The sequence below is a fragment of the Burkholderia sp. Bp9140 genome (assembly GCF_003853425.1).
In the GTDB taxonomy this organism is placed as follows: domain Bacteria; phylum Pseudomonadota; class Gammaproteobacteria; order Burkholderiales; family Burkholderiaceae; genus Burkholderia.
Genome location: NZ_QTPQ01000013.1, coordinates 25983 through 42821, shown reverse-complemented (window position 1 = coordinate 42821; position 16839 = coordinate 25983). Strand labels below are relative to the sequence as shown.

Genomic DNA, 16839 nt, shown 5'->3' with positions numbered 1-16839 from the left:
TGTCCCGCCGGTCAGATCGGCGGCGCGCGCTTTACTTGTAGGGATTGTCCTTCGTGTCGGCCTTCTGGGCGGCGTAGTAGGCCGCCAGATCCGCGATGTCCTGGTCCGTCAGCGAACCGGCGATCGCGTTCATCGACGGGAAGTGACGATCCTTCTTGCGGTAGGCCTTCAGCGCGTTCTCGAGGTATTGCTGGTTCTGGCCGCCGATGACGGGCACCCGGTAGACCTCCGGGTACGCCGCGCGGTAATCCTGGATGCCGTGGCAACCGATGCACATGGCGGCCTTGCCTGCCCCGTCCTTCGGGTTGCCGACCACACCGGCCGCCTGCGCGCTGCCCGCGAGCGCCACGAGCGCTGCGACAACGACGTGTTTGCCGACGAATTTGTTCATAGCTCTTGTAACCTAGCTTGAGGGGAAACTGGCGCCGAAGCGGCAACGGCCCGCGCCGTTTTGCTGATCGGATCGCCACGCAGGCCAAAAAAAACGGCCAGATTGTACCGCGTCGGCGGGGAACGCGTCCATATGGCGCCCCGGCCCGCCCCGCCGCAGCCCCGCAACGATACGCGGCCCCGGCCCAACCGGACAGCCCTTCTGACTTATACTGGGTTTTTTTGCGATCAGGAAAGAGCGCCGCCATGCGTTTCGATGGATCCTCGCACTACGTCGCCACCGACGACCTGAAGCTCGCGGTCAACGCCGCGCTGACCCTGCAACGCCCGCTGCTGATCAAGGGCGAGCCCGGCACCGGCAAGACCATGCTCGCCGAGGAAGTGGCCGCCGCGCTCGACATGCCGCTGCTGCAATGGCACATCAAGTCGACGACCAAGGCGCAGCAGGGCCTCTACGAATACGACGCGGTATCGCGGCTGCGCGACTCGCAGCTCGGCGACGCGCGCGTGAAGGACATCTCGAACTACATCGTGAAGGGCGTGCTGTGGCAGGCGTTCGACGCCGAGCACCCGAGCGTGCTGCTGATCGACGAGATCGACAAGGCCGACATCGAATTCCCGAACGACCTGCTGCGCGAGCTCGACCGGATGGAATTCCACGTGTACGAGACGCGCGAGACGGTGCGCGCGAAGCACCGCCCGCTCGTCATCATCACGTCGAACAACGAGAAGGAGCTGCCCGACGCGTTCCTGCGCCGCTGCTTCTTCCACTACATCCAGTTTCCCGACGCGTCGACGATGCAGAAGATCGTCGCGGTCCACTTCCCGAACATCCGCGAGGAACTGCTGCACGCGGCGCTCCAGGGTTTCTTCGAGTTGCGCGGCGTGTCGGGGCTGAAGAAGAAGCCGTCGACGTCCGAGCTGCTCGACTGGCTGAAGCTGCTGCTCGCCGAGAACATCCCGGCCGACGCGCTGCGCGGCGCCGACGCGAAGCAGATCGTGCCGCCGCTCGCGGGCGCGCTGCTGAAGAACGAGCAGGACCTGAGCCTGCTCGAGCGGCTCGTCTACATGAACCGGCACAGCCGGTAACCCCCCGCGAAGGCCCGGCCATGCTGCTCAATTTCTTCTACGCGCTGCGCGCAGCCAGGCTGCCCGTCTCGGTGAAGGAATACCTGACGCTGCTCGAATCGCTGAGGGCCGGGCTGATCTCGCCGTCGATCGACGCGTTCTACTTCCTCGCACGCATGACGCTCGTCAAGGACGAGCAGTATTTCGACAAGTTCGACCAGGCGTTCGGCGCGTATTTCCACGGCGTGTCCGCGCTGCCGTCCGACGCGTTCGACCTTCCGCTCGACTGGCTCGAGAAGCGTCTCGAGCGCGAGCTGTCGCCGGAGGAAAAGGCGCAGATCGAGGCGATGGGCGGCCTCGACAAGCTGATGGAGCGCCTGAAGGCACTGCTCGACGAGCAGAAGGAACGCCACGAAGGCGGCAACAAGTGGATCGGCACCGGCGGCACGTCGCCGTTCGGGCACGGCGGCTACAACCCCGAGGGCATGCGCATCGGCGGCCCGTCGAACGGCAACCGCACCGCGGTCAAGGTGTGGGAGGCGCGCGCGTACCGCGACTACGACGACTCGGTCGAGATCGGCACGCGCAACATCAAGGTCGCGTTGCGGCGCCTGCGCCGCTTCGCGCGCGAAGGCGCGGCCGAGGAACTCGACCTGCCCGGCACGATCCGCAGCACGGCCGCGAACGCCGGCTGGCTCGACCTGCGGATGGTGCCCGAGCGCCACAACAACGTGAAGGTGCTGATGCTGCTCGACGTCGGCGGCTCGATGGACGACCACATCAAGCGCACCGAGGAACTGTTCTCGGCCGCGAAGGCCGAGTTCAAGCACCTGGAGTTCTACTACTTCCACAATTGCGTGTACGACCACCTGTGGAAGAACAACCGCCGCCGTCACTCGGAGCGCACCGCGACGTGGGACGTGCTGCACAAGTTCACGCCCGACTACAAGCTGATCTTCGTCGGCGACGCGACGATGAGCCCGTACGAAGTGCTGCAGCCCGGCGGCTCGGTCGAATACAACAACCCGGAAGCCGGCGCCGTCTGGCTGCGCCGCCTCGCCGACCAGTTCCCCCACCATGCATGGCTGAACCCCGAGCCCGAGCGGCTATGGGAATACCGGCAATCGGTCGCGGTGATCCGCGACCTGCTCGGCCAGCGCATGTATCCGCTCACGCTCGCGGGCCTCGAAACCGCGATGCGCGCACTCAGCAAGTAACGCACCCACCCTGCAGACACGAAGGCCGCGTCCGCGCGGCCTCCCCCCGGAGATAGCATGAACCCTTCGCCCACCGCGAGCGCTGGCGGCGCCGGCGGCCGCCGCTTTTTCACCGATACGTCCGTCTCCGCGCTCGTCGCCGGCTTCGTCGCGATGATGACGGGCTACACGAGCTCGCTCGTGCTGATGTTCCAGGCCGGCCGCGCCGCGCACCTGACCGACGCGCAGATCTCGTCGTGGATCTGGGCACTGTCGATCGGCATGGCCTTGACGACGATCGGCCTGTCGCTGCGCTTTCGTGCACCCGTCGTGGTCGCGTGGTCGACGCCCGGCGCCGCGCTGCTGATCGCGTCGCTGCCCGGCGTGCCGTATCCGGAGGCGATCGGCGCGTTCGTCGTGTGCGCGCTGCTGCTGACCGCGGTCGGCGTGAGCGGGCTGTTCGACACGCTGATGCGGCGCATTCCGGCCGGCATCGCGGCCGCCTTGCTCGCGGGCATCCTGTTCGAGATCGGCATCGAGATCTTCCGCGCCGCGCAGTTCCAGACCGCGCTCGTGCTCGCGATGTTCTTCACCTACCTGATCGTCAAGCGGCTCGCGCCGCGCTATGCGATCGTCACGACGCTGATCGTCGGCACCGCGGTGGCCGGCGGCCTCGGCCTGCTCGACTTCAGCCGCTTCCACATCTCGCTCGCGCAACCGGTGTTCACGATGCCCGCGCTCTCGATCGCATCGATCGTCAGCATCGGCATCCCGCTGTTCGTCGTCGCGATGGCGTCGCAGAACGTGCCGGGCATCGCGGTGCTGCGCGCGGACGGCTACCCGACACCGTCATCGCCGCTGATCGCGACCACCGGCCTCGCCTCGCTGCTGCTCGCGCCGTTCGGCTCGCACGGCGTGAATCTCGCGGCGATCACCGCGGCGATCTGCACGGGCCCCGAAGCGCACGAGGATCACGCGAAGCGCTACACGGCCGCCGTGTGGTGCGGCGTGTTCTACCTGATCGCCGGGATCTTCGGCGCGACGATCGCCGCGCTGTTCGCTGCGCTGCCGAAGGCGCTCGTCGTGTCGGTCGCCGCGCTCGCACTGTTCGGCTCGATCATGAGCGGGCTCGCGAACGCGATGCAGGACGTGAAGCAGCGCGAAGCCGCGCTCGTCACGTTCATGGTCACCGCGTCGGGCCTCACGCTGCTGTCGATCGGCTCGGCGTTCTGGGGACTCGTCGCGGGGATCGTCACGCAGGTGATCCTGAACGCGCGGCGCCCCGCGTAGCGCCGTGTGACGGGGAGCGCACTGCAAACGGCACGCCAAAACGTGCGCGACGCGAATCGGGCCTAAAATAGCCGCTCGGAGGCGGTGCCCGGCGCCGCCTCGCTTCGCTGCCGCGCTCGCGCGGCCCGTGAGAACCCCGGCGCCCCGCGCCCTCCTCCCGAATCGCCATGACTACCGCACTCGACCAGCTGAAGCAGTACACGACCGTCGTCGCCGACACGGGCGATTTCCAGCAGCTTGCGCAATACAAGCCGCAGGATGCGACCACGAACCCGTCGCTGATCCTGAAGGCCGTCCAGAAGGACGCTTACAAGCCGATCCTCGAGAAAACCGTCCGCGATCACCGCAACGAACCCACCGATTTCATCATCGACCGCCTGCTGATCGCATTCGGCACCGAGATCCTGAAGCTGATCCCGGGCCGCGTGTCGACCGAGGTCGATGCGCGCCTGTCGTTCGACGCGACGCGCTCGATCGACAAGGCACACGAACTGATCAAGCTGTACGAAGCCGCCGGCATCGGCCGCGAGCGCATCCTGATCAAGCTCGCGTCGACGTGGGAAGGGATTCGCGCCGCCGAGGTGCTGCAGAAGGAAGGGATCAAGTGCAACATGACCCTGCTTTTCTCGCTGGTTCAGGCCGCCGCGTGCGCGGAAGCCGGCGCGCAACTGATCTCGCCGTTCGTCGGACGCATCTACGACTGGTACAAGAAGCAGGCCGGCGCCGACTGGGATGAAACGAAGAACGGCGGCGCGAACGACCCGGGCGTGCAGTCGGTGCGCCGCATCTACACGTACTACAAGACGTTCGGCTACAACACCGAAGTGATGGGCGCGAGCTTCCGCACGACGAGCCAGATCACCGAGCTCGCGGGCTGCGACCTGCTGACGATCAGCCCCGATTTGCTGCAGACGCTGCAAGACAGCAACGACACGGTCGAGCGCAAGCTGTCGCCGGACGCGCTGCACGACAAGCCGACCGAGCGCGTCGCGATCGACGAGGCTTCGTTCCGCTTCCAGCTGAACGACGAAGCGATGGCGACGGAAAAACTGTCCGAAGGCATCCGCGTGTTCGCCGCCGACGCGGTGAAGCTCGAGAAGCTGATCGACGCGCTGCGCTGAGCCGCACGGCACGTCATCGCGGTCAGTTGAACTGTCAGCAGGCCTGACAACAGCCGTCAGCACGCGCCGCGAACGGCCGCGAACCTCGTGTTCGCGGCCGTTTTTATTTTCATTCCATCGTCAGGCGCGCGCACTACAATCCACGTCACGAGTGCGCCGGCCGCATCCCGGCGTGCTCGTCCCGGTCAATCTTGGCAGTACCCGCGCCGGCACCGACACGCCGGCCCGGTCAACAGGAGACAACGATGCAAGTCCAACCGTATCTGACGTTCTACGGCCGCGCGGAAGAAGCCCTGCAGTTCTATGAAAAGGCGCTCGGCGCGAAGACGATGTTCAAGATGCACTTCAAGGATGCGCCGCCGAATCCCGATCACCCGATGGCACCGGAGATGGCCGACAAGGTAATGCATGCGAGCTTCACGATCGGCGACTCGATGATCATGTGCTCGGACGGCGACTGCAGCCAGCCGGGCGGCGGCACGCACGCCGGCTATTCGCTGTCGCTGAATCCGGCGACGGTCGAGGAAGGCCAGAAGCTGTTCAATGCGCTCGCCGACGGCGGCGAAGTGACGATGCCGTTCGGCAAGACGTTCTGGGCGCTCGGCTTCGGGATGGCGAAGGATCGTTTCGGCGTGCACTGGATGGTCAACGTCGAGGACCTGTCGCAGCGCGAGGATCTCGCGAAACGCGCACAGGGCTGACGCCAGCGACAACGCCCGCCGCTTCGCAGCGGCGGGCGTCGTTGTCGCTTCCCGCACGACGCGCGGCCCGCGGCCGCGCCGTCCGTATCACCCCTCGACGACGTCGAGATAGTCCTCCGGCCGCGTGCGGTCCTCCGCATGCGCCATGCCCATCACGCGCACCAGCACGCTCACCGCCACCGCCACCACCAGGTTCACGACCAGCGACCACACGGCCGCGTAGCCGGGAATCGCGAATCCGAACAGGTGGATCGTGAAGATCGAGCTCGCCAGCTTCAGCGAGACCGCCATCCACGTGCCGCACACGATGCCGGCCGCCCAGCCGATCAGCAGGCCGCGATGGTCGAGCAGCCGCGTGTACAGGCCGAGCACGATCGCGGGCAGCGTCTGGATGATCCAGATCCCGCCTAGCAGCTGCAGCTGGATTGCATAGGTCAGCGGCAGCCCGAGGATGAACGCGACCGCGCCGACCTTCACGATCAGCGAAGTGAGCTTCGCGACGTGCGTCTCCTGGTCGTGCGTCATGTTGCGGTTCACGAACTCGCGGTGGATGTTGCGCGTATAGAGGTTCGCGGCCGCGATCGACATAATCGCCGCCGGCACCAGCGCGCCGATGCCGATCGCCGCGAACGCGACGCCGACGAACCACGACGGGAAATACTCGAGGAACAGCGCGGGCACCGCGAAGTTCGGGCCGAACGCCTTGAAGTACGGCGCGTACTGCGGCATGTCCTTCACGCCCGCCGCGAGCGCCATGTAGCCGAGCAGCGCGAGCAGGCCGAGCACGAACGAGTACGCGGGCAGCATCGCCATGTTGCGGCGGATCGAGTTGCCCGACGACGACGACAGGATCGCCGTGACCGAGTGCGGATACAGGAACAGCGCGAGCGCCGAGCCGATCGCGAGCGTCACGTACGCGCTGTAGCCGTTCAGGCTCGTCGCGTCGGGCGCCTTCAGCAGCAGCTTCGCCGGCGGCACCGACGCGAAGATGTGGCCGAAGCCGCCGAGCTTCGCGGGGATCACGATGACCGCCGCGGCGATCGTGACGTAGATCAGGATGTCCTTCACGATCGCGATCATCGCGGGCGCGCGCAGCCCCGATGTGTACGTGTACGCGGCGAGGATCGCGAACGCGATGATGAGCGGCAGGTCGCCGACGAAGCCCGTCGTGTCGAAACCGAGCGCGCCGATCACCACTTCGATGCCGACGAGCTGCAGCGCGATGTACGGCATCGTCGCGAGGATGCCCGTCACCGCGATCGCGAGCGCGAGCATGCGGCTGCCGTAGCGCGCGTTCACGAAGTCGGCGGCCGTCACGTAGCCGTGGCGCTTCGCGATGCTCCACAGCTTCGGGAACACGATGAACGCGAACGGGTAGATCAGGATCGTGTACGGCAGCGCGAAGAAGCCCATCGCGCCGGCACCGAACACGAGCGCGGGCACCGCGACGAACGTATAGGCCGTGTAGAGGTCGCCGCCGAGCAGGAACCACGTGACGATCGTGCCGAAGCGGCGGCCGCCGAGGCCCCATTCGTCGAGGTGGGCGAGATCGCCGCGCCGCCAGTTCGCGGCCAGGAAACCGATGATCGTGACACCGATGAACAGCAGGACGAAGACGACGGTTGCGCCGAGATTCATCGCGCACCTCCTTGCGGGCCGCTCGCCTTCCACGCGTTCTTGGTCTTGAAATATACAAACGCGGTAATCACCGCGCTGATGAAGACCCAAAGCAGCTGGTACCAGTAGAAAAACGGAAATCCGAACCATTGCGGTTCGATCTTGCTGTACGACGGTACCCACACCATCGCGATCAGCGGCAGCACCAGCAGCCAGAGCCAGCGCTTGGCGGCCCGGTTGGCGTCGGCATCGTGAGCCATGACGTCTCCTCATCTATCCCGGTTATCGATCTTGTTGAGCGGGTACGGCACCGAGAGGAGCACAAAACGGGTAGGCTGCGGCTCCCCTGGCTTCGCGCCAGTATAGGAGCCGCGAGCACGCGGTCAAGCGGGGGCGAACCCGAGGTGATCCGCCCCTTGTCGCGTGGTTGCACCGGCATGCCGCCGGTGCATGACACGTCAGATCGCGAACGAGGATTCGCGTGCGCCCGTCGTTTCTTTCAAGGCTTTCACCCACTTGCGCGCGGGCAGCTTCAGCGTGTCCTCGATCAGCTTCGCGCGTGCTTCCAGCTGCGCGAACGACACGTCGAGCGCGGGGCCCGAGAACGCGATCGCGATCCGGTTGCCGTCGTGCACTTCCGGCAGCGCGATCACGCGATGATCGAACGCCGCGTTCAGGTGCTTCATGTTGCGCACGAAGCTCGGATGGTCGCCGAACAGGTTGATCGTCGCGATGCCCGCGTCGGCGAGGCAGCCGCGCACCGCGCGGTAGAACGCGACGCTGTCGAGCACCGGGCCGCGTGCGGTTGCATCGTACAGGTCGATCTGCAGCGCGCCCGTCGTGCCGCGATTGGCCGGGTCGTTCACGAAATCCCATGCGTCGGCTTCGTGCACGACGAGGCGCGTGTCGTCGGGCGGCAGCGCGAACATCGTGCGCGCCGCGACGATCACGGCCGGGTTCAGTTCGACCGCCTCGACCTTCGCGTGCGGCAGGAAGCGGTGCGAGAACTTGGTCAGCGCGCCGGTGCCGAGCCCGAGCTGGACGATTCGCTCGGGCGTTTCGAGGAACAGCAGCCACGCCATCATCTGCTGCGCGTATTCGAGCTCGATGTGAAGCGGCTTGGAAATCCGCATCGCGCCCTGCACCCATTCGGTACCGAAGTGCAGGAAGCGCACGCCGCGCTCCTCCGAGAACGTGACGGGCGCGAAGCGCGGCTTGCGCGGCGCATCGAGGACGGGCACGTCGTCGTGTTCGTCGATCTCCGGGCGGCGCTTCACGCGCGGCGGCTGGAGCTTTTCGGAACCGTTGTAGGCGGACGGCTTGCGTTTTTTGAATGCGCGCGCCTCGGCGGACGCGCGCTTGATCAGTCGGGTCATGTTGAATCTCGCTGGGTGATGCTGGATGAGCGGACGAGAGGATAGCATTGGTGGGGGATGGCGGCCGCCGGGCGAGCGCACGGCAGATCGGCCGGCCATTCGGTCGACTTGCATGCGATTCGGGCATACGGGATAATGCATCGCAATTGCGATGCAAAAGAGGCCACGATGAAAACTGCGACTTTTCCGTCTGTCCGGGTCGAACCGGAATTGCGCGATGCCGCCGAGAATGTCCTTGAAGAAGGCGAAACGCTGTCGAGCTTCGTCGAGCAGTCGATTCGCGAAGGCATCGAACGTCGACGTCTCCAAAGCGAATTCATTGCGCGCGGTATGGCGTCGCGCGACGAGGCTCGACGCACCGGCGAGTATGTGTCGTCGGCCGAAGTGCTGGAGAGACTGGGTCGACGACTCGATACGCTGCGTGACAGGAAGCGGCAGACTCGATGACCTATACGGTTCGCTTTACGTCCGCGGCATCGGACGACCTGGACCGGCTTTATGCTTTCGTCGTCGACCGCGACGATGCGGAGGTCGAACGGGCCGAACGTGCACTGGCGGCCATCGTTTCAGGAATCGCCACGCTCGAATCGTCTCCGTTCACCTGCCGTAAAGTCCATCCGTCCATGCCGTTTCTGCGGGCGTTGATCATTCCATTCGGGGCATCCGGCTACGTCGCATTGTTCGAGATCGATGACAGTCGCACGGTGACGATCCTCGCAGTGCGCCACCAACGAGAAAGCGACTACCACTGACGACGTGGCGCCACATGGCCCCGAACGACAAAACTGTCTGGTTTCCGGCGACGCGCTACAGATGGGGATGGGGTTGCTGGTCGCGTGGCAGGGTGTCGATCGCGAATCGCCCGCCACTGCACCAGCTTCTGCTCGAACGACAGCATCGCATTCGCCGGGCTCGCGAGCCGCGCGTCATACGCGAGCGCGTGCAGCCCCGGCTCGCCAAGCACCGCGCCGAGCAACCGCCCGAACGGATTGATGATCCGGCCGATTCGACTTCGAACCGGAACCGCCTCGGCTCGCCTGCGCGCCCCGGACCCGGTGCGTCGTTTCCGTTCATTCAAGATTCGCGGTTCCGTGCCGATATTCCCGAACGGAGGCCAAAATCGAATTCCACCAGACAAGACCTCAGGTGCCCATCCGCCGATCGCGCATCGGGCCGCATTGTTTTACAGTCCCCGTGTAAGCCGATTTTAATAATCAGAGGTAGTTCAAATATGCGCAACGTTGTCCGTACAGTCGGCCTGGTCACGCCAATTGTGCTATTGGCCGCTTGCTCGATGGTTGCTCCGCCGTATTCCCCCGCTGTCGACAATATCCAGTCGCTCAAGAACGCCGCTACGGCACACGCGAAAATCGGCACGTTCGAATCCCATGCGGATACCACCAATCGGTACCCGGTCCCGTTGCGCGCCAACCTGATGAAATCCCCGGTTGGGGATTCGTTCGGCGCCTATCTTGCCGACGCCATGACGAAGGAATTGCTGTTGGCCGGCAAGCTCTCGCCGCAAAGCGATGTCGAGATCAAGGCGACGCTATTGGAAAACGACATCGACGTCGGCATGGCAACCGGCGCCGCGAGACTGTCGGCGCGCTTTATCGTGATGCGCGCCGGCGCCGTGCGCTACGACAAGGTCAAATCCGCGCGCACGCAATGGGATTCGGCGTTCGCGGCAATGATTGCCGTACCGAAAGCACGCGAAGAATATCCGCTCGCCGTACAGAAGTTGCTCGGCGAGCTATACGCCGATCCCGCCTTCCTCGAGGCAATTCAATAACGTTACCCACCACGCTACGAGAGACCCAGCACAATGGCATTGATTCGAATGATTGCAGCCGCAACCGTGGTCGCGGCATTATCCGGCTGCGCGCACGAAATTTCGCTGACCGGCGACGCGAACAAGATTCCGGCCCTGTCGGCACCGCCACTCGACAAGACGGTGGGTCTTGTCATCACGGATGATCAGTTGTCGCGGGAAGTGATTACGCCCGGCGGGGGAGGTGACAAGGTGAGCTATCGCCCATACCACGACCTTGAATTGCCGATTTACATCGGTCTCGGCCACGTATTCAAGAATGTGACCAAGCTCAAGAGTGCGCCCGACGCAGCAACGATTCAGGCCAAGCATCTCGATTACGTGATCACGCCGACGATCAAGACGACGTCGTCGTCCCCCAGCCCGTTCACGTGGCCACCCACGGATTTCTCGGTCTCGCTCGCCTGCACCGTCGCGGACCCGGGCGGTCAGACCGTGGTCACCGCGGACGTGACCGGTACCGGCCACGCGGAGTTCAGCGAATTCAAACGCAACTTCGGCCTTGCCGGGCAGCTTGCCACGGCCGATGCGGTGTCCAAACTGCAATCCGCGCTGGCAAAGGCGCCCGAGTTGCAAAAGTAAGACAGGCACGGTGCGGCTGCGCCGCACTGCCCACGCGCGATTCAACCGAGTCGATCGCGGTGCTACCGATCCTGGAATGAGGATTCGCCGCCGCGGTCAGCGGCGGATTCCCTGCCAAACGACGAGCTTCTGATCGAAAGAAAGCATCGCATTCGCCGGGCTCGATGACGGCAGCACGAGCGTCTCGTACCCGGCCTGGCCGATCACGTCGGCAAAGCGCCCCGCCGTCTTGCCGTTGAAGCACACCTTCTTCAGCAACGGCGCATGCTCGCGCAACGACGCGAAGTCGTTCGGCTTCGCGTTGCGGATTGCCGAATCCAGACTGCCCTGGCGATGGCACGCATCGAGGACATCCCAGATGCCGATGCCGTGCTTTAACACGCGCTCGAGGCGCACTTCATAAGCCAGCTCGTGCAGCCCGGGCTCGCCGAGCACCGCGCCGAGCAACCGCCAGAACTGATTGCGCGGATGCGCGTAGTACTGCGCGGCATCGAGCGACGCCTCGCCCGGAAAGCTGCCGAGGATCATCGTGTGCGTATGCGGCGCGACGACCGGCGGAAAGCCTTGCAGCATCACACGGCTCCGCGCGGCACGGCGGACCCCGGCCCGTCGCCGTGCGCATCGAGATGCCGCCACAGCGCCGGCAGCATGCACTCGGTGACCATCAGCGGCTTGCCGTGCCGCTGGAACACCGAGCGCCGCGCGGCGAACGCATGGGGCGCCCGCGCACCCTGCAACGCATGGCTCGCGAGCGTATACAGCGGATGACCGGCGATCACGCGCCGGCTGACGAGCGCCGAGCGCTCGACCTGCGGATCGCTGTACAGCAGCTCCGCGAGCGGCCGCGTGCGCAACCGCCGCATCGCCTGCCATACGCCCTTGCTGGCCGCGAGCGGCGCGATGCTGTGCGCGGTGACGTACGGCGTGCCGTCCACCGACAGGATCACCTCGCGCACCCACATCGGCGCGCGCGGCGCAGTGTCGAGCGCGTCCGGCTCGTCGAACCACGGACAGTCGACGGCCTCGCGCGTCACGCGCACGTTCACGCTGCCGAGCCGCGCGAGATGCGCGGTCAGCGAACCGCCGCGCGTCAGCCAGTCGCGTTGGTCGAGCGTGCAGCCGGGCCGGGGCGTCTCGCGCCAGCCCGCCTGCGCACCGTCGAATCGCATCCGCGCGTTCACGCGGTGCGCGACAGTAGCAGCGCGTTGGTCCGCTTCACGAAGCTCGCCGGATCATCCAGCATCCCGCCTTCGGCCAGCAACGCCTGGTCGAACAGCAGGTGGCACCAGTCGCCGAAATTGGCGCCGTCGGCGTTCAGCTGCTTCACGAGCGCGTGCTCCGGGTTGATCTCGAGGATCGGCTGCATCGCCGGCGCGTTCTGGCCAGCCGCCTTCAGCATCCGCTGCAGGTAGCCGCTCATGTCGTTATCGTCCGCGACGAGACACGACGGCGAATCGGTCAGCCGGAACGTGACGCGCACTTCCTTCACCTTGTCGCCAAGCGCTTCCTTCATCTTCTCGACAACCGGCTTGATCGCCTCGCCCGCCTGCTCCTGCGCCTTCTTTTCCTCGTCGTTCAGCTCGCCGAGGTCGAGATCGCCGCGGGCGACGCTCGCGAGCGGCTTGCCGTCGAATTCATGCAGGAACGACAGCATCCATTCGTCGACGCGATCGGTCAGCAGCAGCACCTCGACACCCTTCTTGCGGAACACTTCCAGGTGCGGGCTGTTCTTCGCGGCCTGCCACGTATCGGCGGTCACGTAGTAGATCTTGCTCTGCTCGGGCTTCATGCGCGACACGTAGTCGGCGAGCGACACGTCCTGCGCGTCGGTGTCGCCGTGCGTCGATGCGAAGCGCAGCAGCTTCGCGATGCGCTCGCGGTTCGCGTGATCCTCGCCGAGGCCTTCCTTCAGCACCTGGCCGAACGCGCTCCAGAACGTCTTGTACTTCTCCTTGCCGGCATCCTCTTGCGCGTTCGCGAGTTCCTCGAGCATCGACAGCGCGCGCTTCGTCACGCCTTCGCGGATCGCCTTCACGTCGCGGCTTTCCTGCAGGATTTCACGCGACACGTTCAGCGGCAGGTCGGCCGAATCGACGACACCCTTCACGAAGCGCAGGTATTGCGGCAGCAGTTGCTCGGCGTCGTCCATGATGAACACACGCTTCACGTACAGCTTCAGGCCGCCGCGGTAGTCGCGGTTCCACAGGTCGAACGGCGCGTGCGCCGGCACGAACAGCAGCTGCGTGTATTCGCTGCGGCCCTCGACGCGATTGTGCGTCCACGTGAGCGGATCCTGGTGGTCGTGCGCGATGTGCTGGTAGAACTGCGTGTACTGCTCGTCGGTGACGTCGCTCTTCGAACGCGTCCACAGCGCGCTCGCCTGGTTGACGGTCTCGTCCTCGTCCTTCAGGACCATCTCGCCCTTTTCCTGATCCCACTCTTCCTTCTGCATCAGGATCGGCAGCGCGATGTGATCGGAATACTTCTGGATGATCGACTTCAGGCGATGCGACGACAGCAGTTCATCCTCGCCTTCGCGCAGGTGCAGCGTGATCGTCGTGCCGCGCTGCGCGCGCTCGATCGCGTCGATCGTGAAATCGCCCTCGCCCGCGCTTTCCCAGCGCACGGCTTCGTTCGCCGGCAAGCCGGCGCGGCGCGTCTCGACGGTGATCTTGTCGGCGACGATGAAGCCCGAGTAGAAACCGACGCCGAACTGGCCGATCAGCGCCGCATCCTTCTGCTGGTCGCCGGACAGCTTCGTGAAGAATTCCTTGGTGCCCGAACGCGCGATCGTGCCGAGGTTCGCGATCGCCTCGTCGCGGCTCATGCCGATGCCGTTGTCGTCGATCGTGATCGTGCGTGCGGCCTTGTCGAAGCCGATGCGGATGCGCAGGTTCGGATCGCTTTCGTACAGCGCGTTGTCCGCGAGCCCTTCGAAACGCAGCTTGTCGGCCGCGTCGGACGCGTTCGACACCAGTTCGCGCAGGAAGATTTCCTTGTTGCTGTAGAGCGAATGAATCATCAGGTGGAGGAGTTGCTTGACCTCTGCCTGAAAGCTCATCGTTTCGTGTGCCATGGATGCTGTTTCCTCTTACTTGAACTTGAATGGTGTGGCGCGGGCGCCCGGCGCGCGATGCCGGCGGGCCCGTCAAGGACGACCGCCTGGCGCAAGCGGTTTGCGCCGGTATCTGGGGACGGGCGGCCGGATTTCAAGGGGCGGCGTGCCGCCCCATCACGACGCGCGCCGCGCCGCCGACTCGATATAGCGCGCGAGAAAGCCCGGCAGCGCCGGATCGCCGCAGTTCGCGACGTTGAAGCGCGTCCACGTCGACGACGACTGTTGCGGCGAGAACAGGCTCCCCGGCGTCAGCAGGAACCCTTCCTCGTGCGCGGCGGCCGCGAGCGCGTCCGAATCGACGCCCGTGTCGGCCCACAGGAACATCCCGGCCGCCGGCATCGTGAAGAGCCGCAGCCCGGTGCGCTCGAGCATCCGCGCGGTCTTGTCGCGCACGCCGTCGAGCCGCGCGCGCAGCCGCTCGACGTGGCGCCGGTAATGCCCTTCGGTCAGGATCTTGTAAAGCACGCGCTCGTTGAGCTCCGGCGTCGTCATCCCGACCAGCATCTTCTGGTCGGTGATCGCCTTCGCGATCTCCGGCGCGCAGGCGACATAGCCGACCCGCAAATTCGCCGCGAGCGTCTTCGAATAGCTGCCGAGGTAGATCACGCGCTTCAACTGGTCGAGGCTCGCGAGTCGCGTCGCCGGATAGCTCGGCGGGCACAGGTCGCCGTACACGTCGTCCTCGACGACGAGGAAGTCGTACGCCTCCGCGAGCTTCAGGATCCGGAACGCCTGCGCGGCCGACAGCGACGTGCCGGTCGGGTTCTGCAGCACCGAATTGATCACGAGCATCTTCGGCCGCCACATCTGCACGAGCGTTTCCAGCGCGTCGAGATCGGGGCCGTCGGGCGTATACGGCATGCCGACGAGCTGCGCGCCCTGCGACGCGAAGCGGCCGAACATCTGGAACCACGCGGGATCGCCGACGATCACCGCATCGCCGGGCTGCACGTAGATCCGCGAGATCAGGTCGATCGCCTGCGTGATGCCCGACACCAGCACGAGCTGCTCGGGCTTCGCGCCGATCTCGACTTCCGCGAGCCGCGTCTGCAATTGCTGGCGCAGCGGCAGGAAGCCCTGCGCCGTGCCGAAACCGAGCATCTGCGCGCCGGACTGGCGCCCGAGCGCACGCAGCGCGCCGGTGATCAGCTCGCCGTCGAGCCAGCGGCCCGGCAGGTAGCCGAGACCCGGCCCTTTTTCCGGACTGACGGTGTGCAGCATGTTGCGCAGCAGCCAGACGACGTCGATCGTGTTGTGCACCGGCGCGGCCTCGGCCACGCGCACCACGTTGTCGGCCGGTTGCGGGCCGGCGGCCGTGCGCTCGCGCACGTAGAAGCCCGAGCCGCGCCGCGAGTCGAGGTAGCCCTGCGCGACGAGCCGTTCGTACGCCTCGACCACGGTGAAGCGGGACACGCTCTTGTCGAGCGCGAGCTTGCGGATCGACGGCATCCGCATGCCGGGCCGGAACACGCGTTCGTCGATGCGGCGCCGCGCCCACTGGACGAGCTGGTCGACGAGCGTGAGCGTGGCCGTATCGTGCGGCGCGGGAATCTGGGCGAGAGGGACGGTGGACATGGGTGGCGGCTCGAACTGTACCGAAGGCTATCGCGCCGATTGTACCGTTACTGTGCCGGTGCCGACGATTACAGTTGACCGCAATGGCGATCGTGCGGCCGCCGTTCCGGCCCTGCCGCACGCGGGGCGGCACCGCCGGGCGTGCATCGCGGCCCGGGCACCGGCCGGCCGCGCAACGGCCCGGCGCTTCGCCCGCCCACCATGACACTTGCGCTTCCCGACCGACGTTCATGCCAGCCCGCTCCCTGACCCTCGACCATCTCGTGATCGCCGCGCGCACGCTCGACGACGGCGTGCGCCATGTCGCCGACGCGCTCGGCATCGAACCGGCCGGCGGCGGCCGCCACCCGCTGATGCGCACCCATAACGCGCTGTTCGGCGCGTGGGGCGGCCTGTACCTCGAAGTGATCGCGATCGATCCCGACGCCCCCGCCACCGGCGACGATGCCGCACCGCCGCGCGCGCGGCTGTTTGCCCTCGACGACCCGGCGATGCACGCACGCCTCGCGCAGGGCCCGTTCCTCGCACACTGGGTCGCGCGCGTCAACCGCCCGCGCCAGCTTGCGCTGTGGCGGAGCCAGTACCCGAACCGCATCGCGCCGGTCGTCGCGATGCGGCGCGGCGACCTGAGCTGGGGCCTCACGGTGCCCGACGACGGCGCGTTCCCCGCGTGGCAAGGCGCCGGCGACGGCCTCGTGCCGTCGCTGATCCAGTGGGACAGCCCGCGCCATCCAGCCGAATCGCTGCGCAATGACGGCGTCGCACTGAAGACGCTCAAGGGCATCCACCCGCGTGCGGATACGGTCCGCGAGCAGCTCGACTGGCTCGGCGCCGGCCATCTGCTCGACCTCGAAACCGGCGACGGCCCGCCCGCGCTCGTCGCAGAATTCGACACGCCGCACGGGGCACGCACGCTGCGCTGACCGCCCGGCCCCCCCTCGATTACACGAACCCTGCAATACGGAGACACCCAG

At 66.1% G+C, this 16839-nt stretch carries 18 protein-coding genes and 1 pseudogene; 10 read left to right on the top strand and 9 right to left on the bottom strand.

The window, feature by feature from the left end:
• Positions 1 to 31: 31 nt before the first annotated feature.
• On the bottom strand, positions 32 to 391 hold the full coding sequence (locus DIE21_RS13000) for a c-type cytochrome (RefSeq protein WP_124498097.1): 360 nt from the start codon (positions 389 to 391) through the stop codon (positions 32 to 34).
• Between the two features lie 245 nt (positions 392 to 636).
• Here DIE21_RS13000 and DIE21_RS12995 point away from each other — a divergent pair, with 245 nt between their 5' ends.
• From DIE21_RS12995 to DIE21_RS12975, 5 genes are all read left to right on the top strand, one after another.
• A complete protein-coding gene (locus DIE21_RS12995; protein ID WP_124498096.1) occupies positions 637 to 1479 on the top strand; it encodes a MoxR family ATPase in 843 nt (280 codons plus the stop codon).
• Between the two features lie 20 nt (positions 1480 to 1499).
• On the top strand, positions 1500 to 2675 hold the full coding sequence (locus DIE21_RS12990) for a VWA domain-containing protein (RefSeq protein ID WP_124498095.1): 1176 nt from the start codon (positions 1500 to 1502) through the stop codon (positions 2673 to 2675).
• Positions 2676 to 2732: 57 nt separating this feature from the next.
• Entirely contained in the window at positions 2733 to 3944 is a 1212-nt protein-coding gene (locus tag DIE21_RS12985; protein WP_124498094.1) for a benzoate/H(+) symporter BenE family transporter, read from the top strand.
• Between the two features lie 167 nt (positions 3945 to 4111).
• Positions 4112 to 5065 carry a transaldolase gene (gene tal, locus DIE21_RS12980; protein WP_124498093.1) on the top strand — a complete coding sequence of 318 codons (954 nt, stop codon included), beginning with the start codon at positions 4112 to 4114 and terminating at the stop codon, positions 5063 to 5065.
• Positions 5066 to 5310: 245 nt separating this feature from the next.
• Entirely contained in the window at positions 5311 to 5766 is a 456-nt protein-coding gene (locus DIE21_RS12975; RefSeq protein WP_124498092.1) for a VOC family protein, read from the top strand.
• Positions 5767 to 5853: 87 nt separating this feature from the next.
• On the opposite strand, the gene mctP is transcribed toward DIE21_RS12975, so the two are convergent.
• From mctP to DIE21_RS12960, 3 genes are all read right to left on the bottom strand, one after another.
• Positions 5854 to 7404 carry a monocarboxylate uptake permease MctP gene (mctP, locus tag DIE21_RS12970; protein ID WP_124498091.1) on the bottom strand — a complete coding sequence of 517 codons (1551 nt, stop codon included), beginning with the start codon at positions 7402 to 7404 and terminating at the stop codon, positions 5854 to 5856.
• Positions 7401 to 7643, bottom strand: a complete 243-nt coding sequence (locus DIE21_RS12965; RefSeq protein WP_011657556.1) for a DUF3311 domain-containing protein — start codon at positions 7641 to 7643, stop codon at positions 7401 to 7403. Before DIE21_RS12965 ends, mctP begins: the two co-directional genes overlap by 4 nt.
• A gap of 198 nt (positions 7644 to 7841) precedes the next feature.
• Positions 7842 to 8759 carry a spermidine synthase gene (locus DIE21_RS12960; RefSeq protein ID WP_124498090.1) on the bottom strand — a complete coding sequence of 306 codons (918 nt, stop codon included), beginning with the start codon at positions 8757 to 8759 and terminating at the stop codon, positions 7842 to 7844.
• A 168-nt stretch (positions 8760 to 8927) separates the two neighbouring features.
• On the opposite strand from DIE21_RS12960, the gene DIE21_RS12955 reads away from it, so the two are divergent.
• On the top strand, positions 8928 to 9206 hold the full coding sequence (locus tag DIE21_RS12955; RefSeq protein WP_124498089.1) for a YlcI/YnfO family protein: 279 nt from the start codon (positions 8928 to 8930) through the stop codon (positions 9204 to 9206).
• Positions 9203 to 9511, top strand: a complete 309-nt coding sequence (locus DIE21_RS12950; RefSeq protein ID WP_124498088.1) for a type II toxin-antitoxin system RelE/ParE family toxin — start codon at positions 9203 to 9205, stop codon at positions 9509 to 9511. Before DIE21_RS12955 ends, DIE21_RS12950 begins: the two co-directional genes overlap by 4 nt.
• Positions 9512 to 9672: 161 nt before the next feature.
• On the opposite strand, the pseudogene DIE21_RS12945 reads toward DIE21_RS12950, so the two are convergent.
• Positions 9673 to 9750 (bottom strand): annotated as a pseudogene (locus DIE21_RS12945) (DNA-deoxyinosine glycosylase); the annotation flags it as partial.
• Positions 9751 to 9990: 240 nt separating this feature from the next.
• Here DIE21_RS12945 and DIE21_RS12940 point away from each other — a divergent pair.
• Both DIE21_RS12940 and DIE21_RS12935 read left to right on the top strand, forming a co-directional pair.
• Positions 9991 to 10551 carry a hypothetical protein gene (locus tag DIE21_RS12940; RefSeq protein ID WP_124498087.1) on the top strand — a complete coding sequence of 187 codons (561 nt, stop codon included), beginning with the start codon at positions 9991 to 9993 and terminating at the stop codon, positions 10549 to 10551.
• Positions 10552 to 10584: 33 nt separating this feature from the next.
• Positions 10585 to 11172 carry a hypothetical protein gene (locus DIE21_RS12935; RefSeq protein ID WP_124498086.1) on the top strand — a complete coding sequence of 196 codons (588 nt, stop codon included), beginning with the start codon at positions 10585 to 10587 and terminating at the stop codon, positions 11170 to 11172.
• Positions 11173 to 11268: 96 nt separating this feature from the next.
• Here the strand turns inward: DIE21_RS12935 and DIE21_RS12930 are convergent, their stop codons facing one another.
• From DIE21_RS12930 to DIE21_RS12915, 4 genes are all read right to left on the bottom strand, one after another.
• Positions 11269 to 11745 (bottom strand): DNA-deoxyinosine glycosylase, encoded by a 477-nt coding sequence (locus tag DIE21_RS12930; protein ID WP_124498085.1) that lies wholly within the window; start codon positions 11743 to 11745, stop codon positions 11269 to 11271.
• The gene (locus tag DIE21_RS12925; protein WP_124498084.1) at positions 11745 to 12341 is read right to left on the bottom strand and encodes a chorismate lyase; all 597 of its coding nucleotides are present in this window, start codon (positions 12339 to 12341) and stop codon (positions 11745 to 11747) included. Before DIE21_RS12925 ends, DIE21_RS12930 begins: the two co-directional genes overlap by 1 nt.
• Before the next feature lie 8 nt (positions 12342 to 12349).
• Positions 12350 to 14248 (bottom strand): molecular chaperone HtpG, encoded by a 1899-nt coding sequence (gene htpG / locus DIE21_RS12920; protein WP_124498083.1) that lies wholly within the window; start codon positions 14246 to 14248, stop codon positions 12350 to 12352.
• Between the two features lie 156 nt (positions 14249 to 14404).
• Positions 14405 to 15865: a PLP-dependent aminotransferase family protein gene (locus tag DIE21_RS12915; protein ID WP_124498082.1), complete on the bottom strand. Its 1461-nt coding sequence runs from the start codon at positions 15863 to 15865 to the stop codon at positions 14405 to 14407.
• Between the two features lie 230 nt (positions 15866 to 16095).
• Between DIE21_RS12915 and DIE21_RS12910 the strand changes: the two genes are divergently transcribed.
• Positions 16096 to 16788 (top strand): VOC family protein, encoded by a 693-nt coding sequence (locus DIE21_RS12910; protein WP_124498081.1) that lies wholly within the window; start codon positions 16096 to 16098, stop codon positions 16786 to 16788.
• The last annotated feature ends 51 nt before the right edge of the window (positions 16789 to 16839 follow it).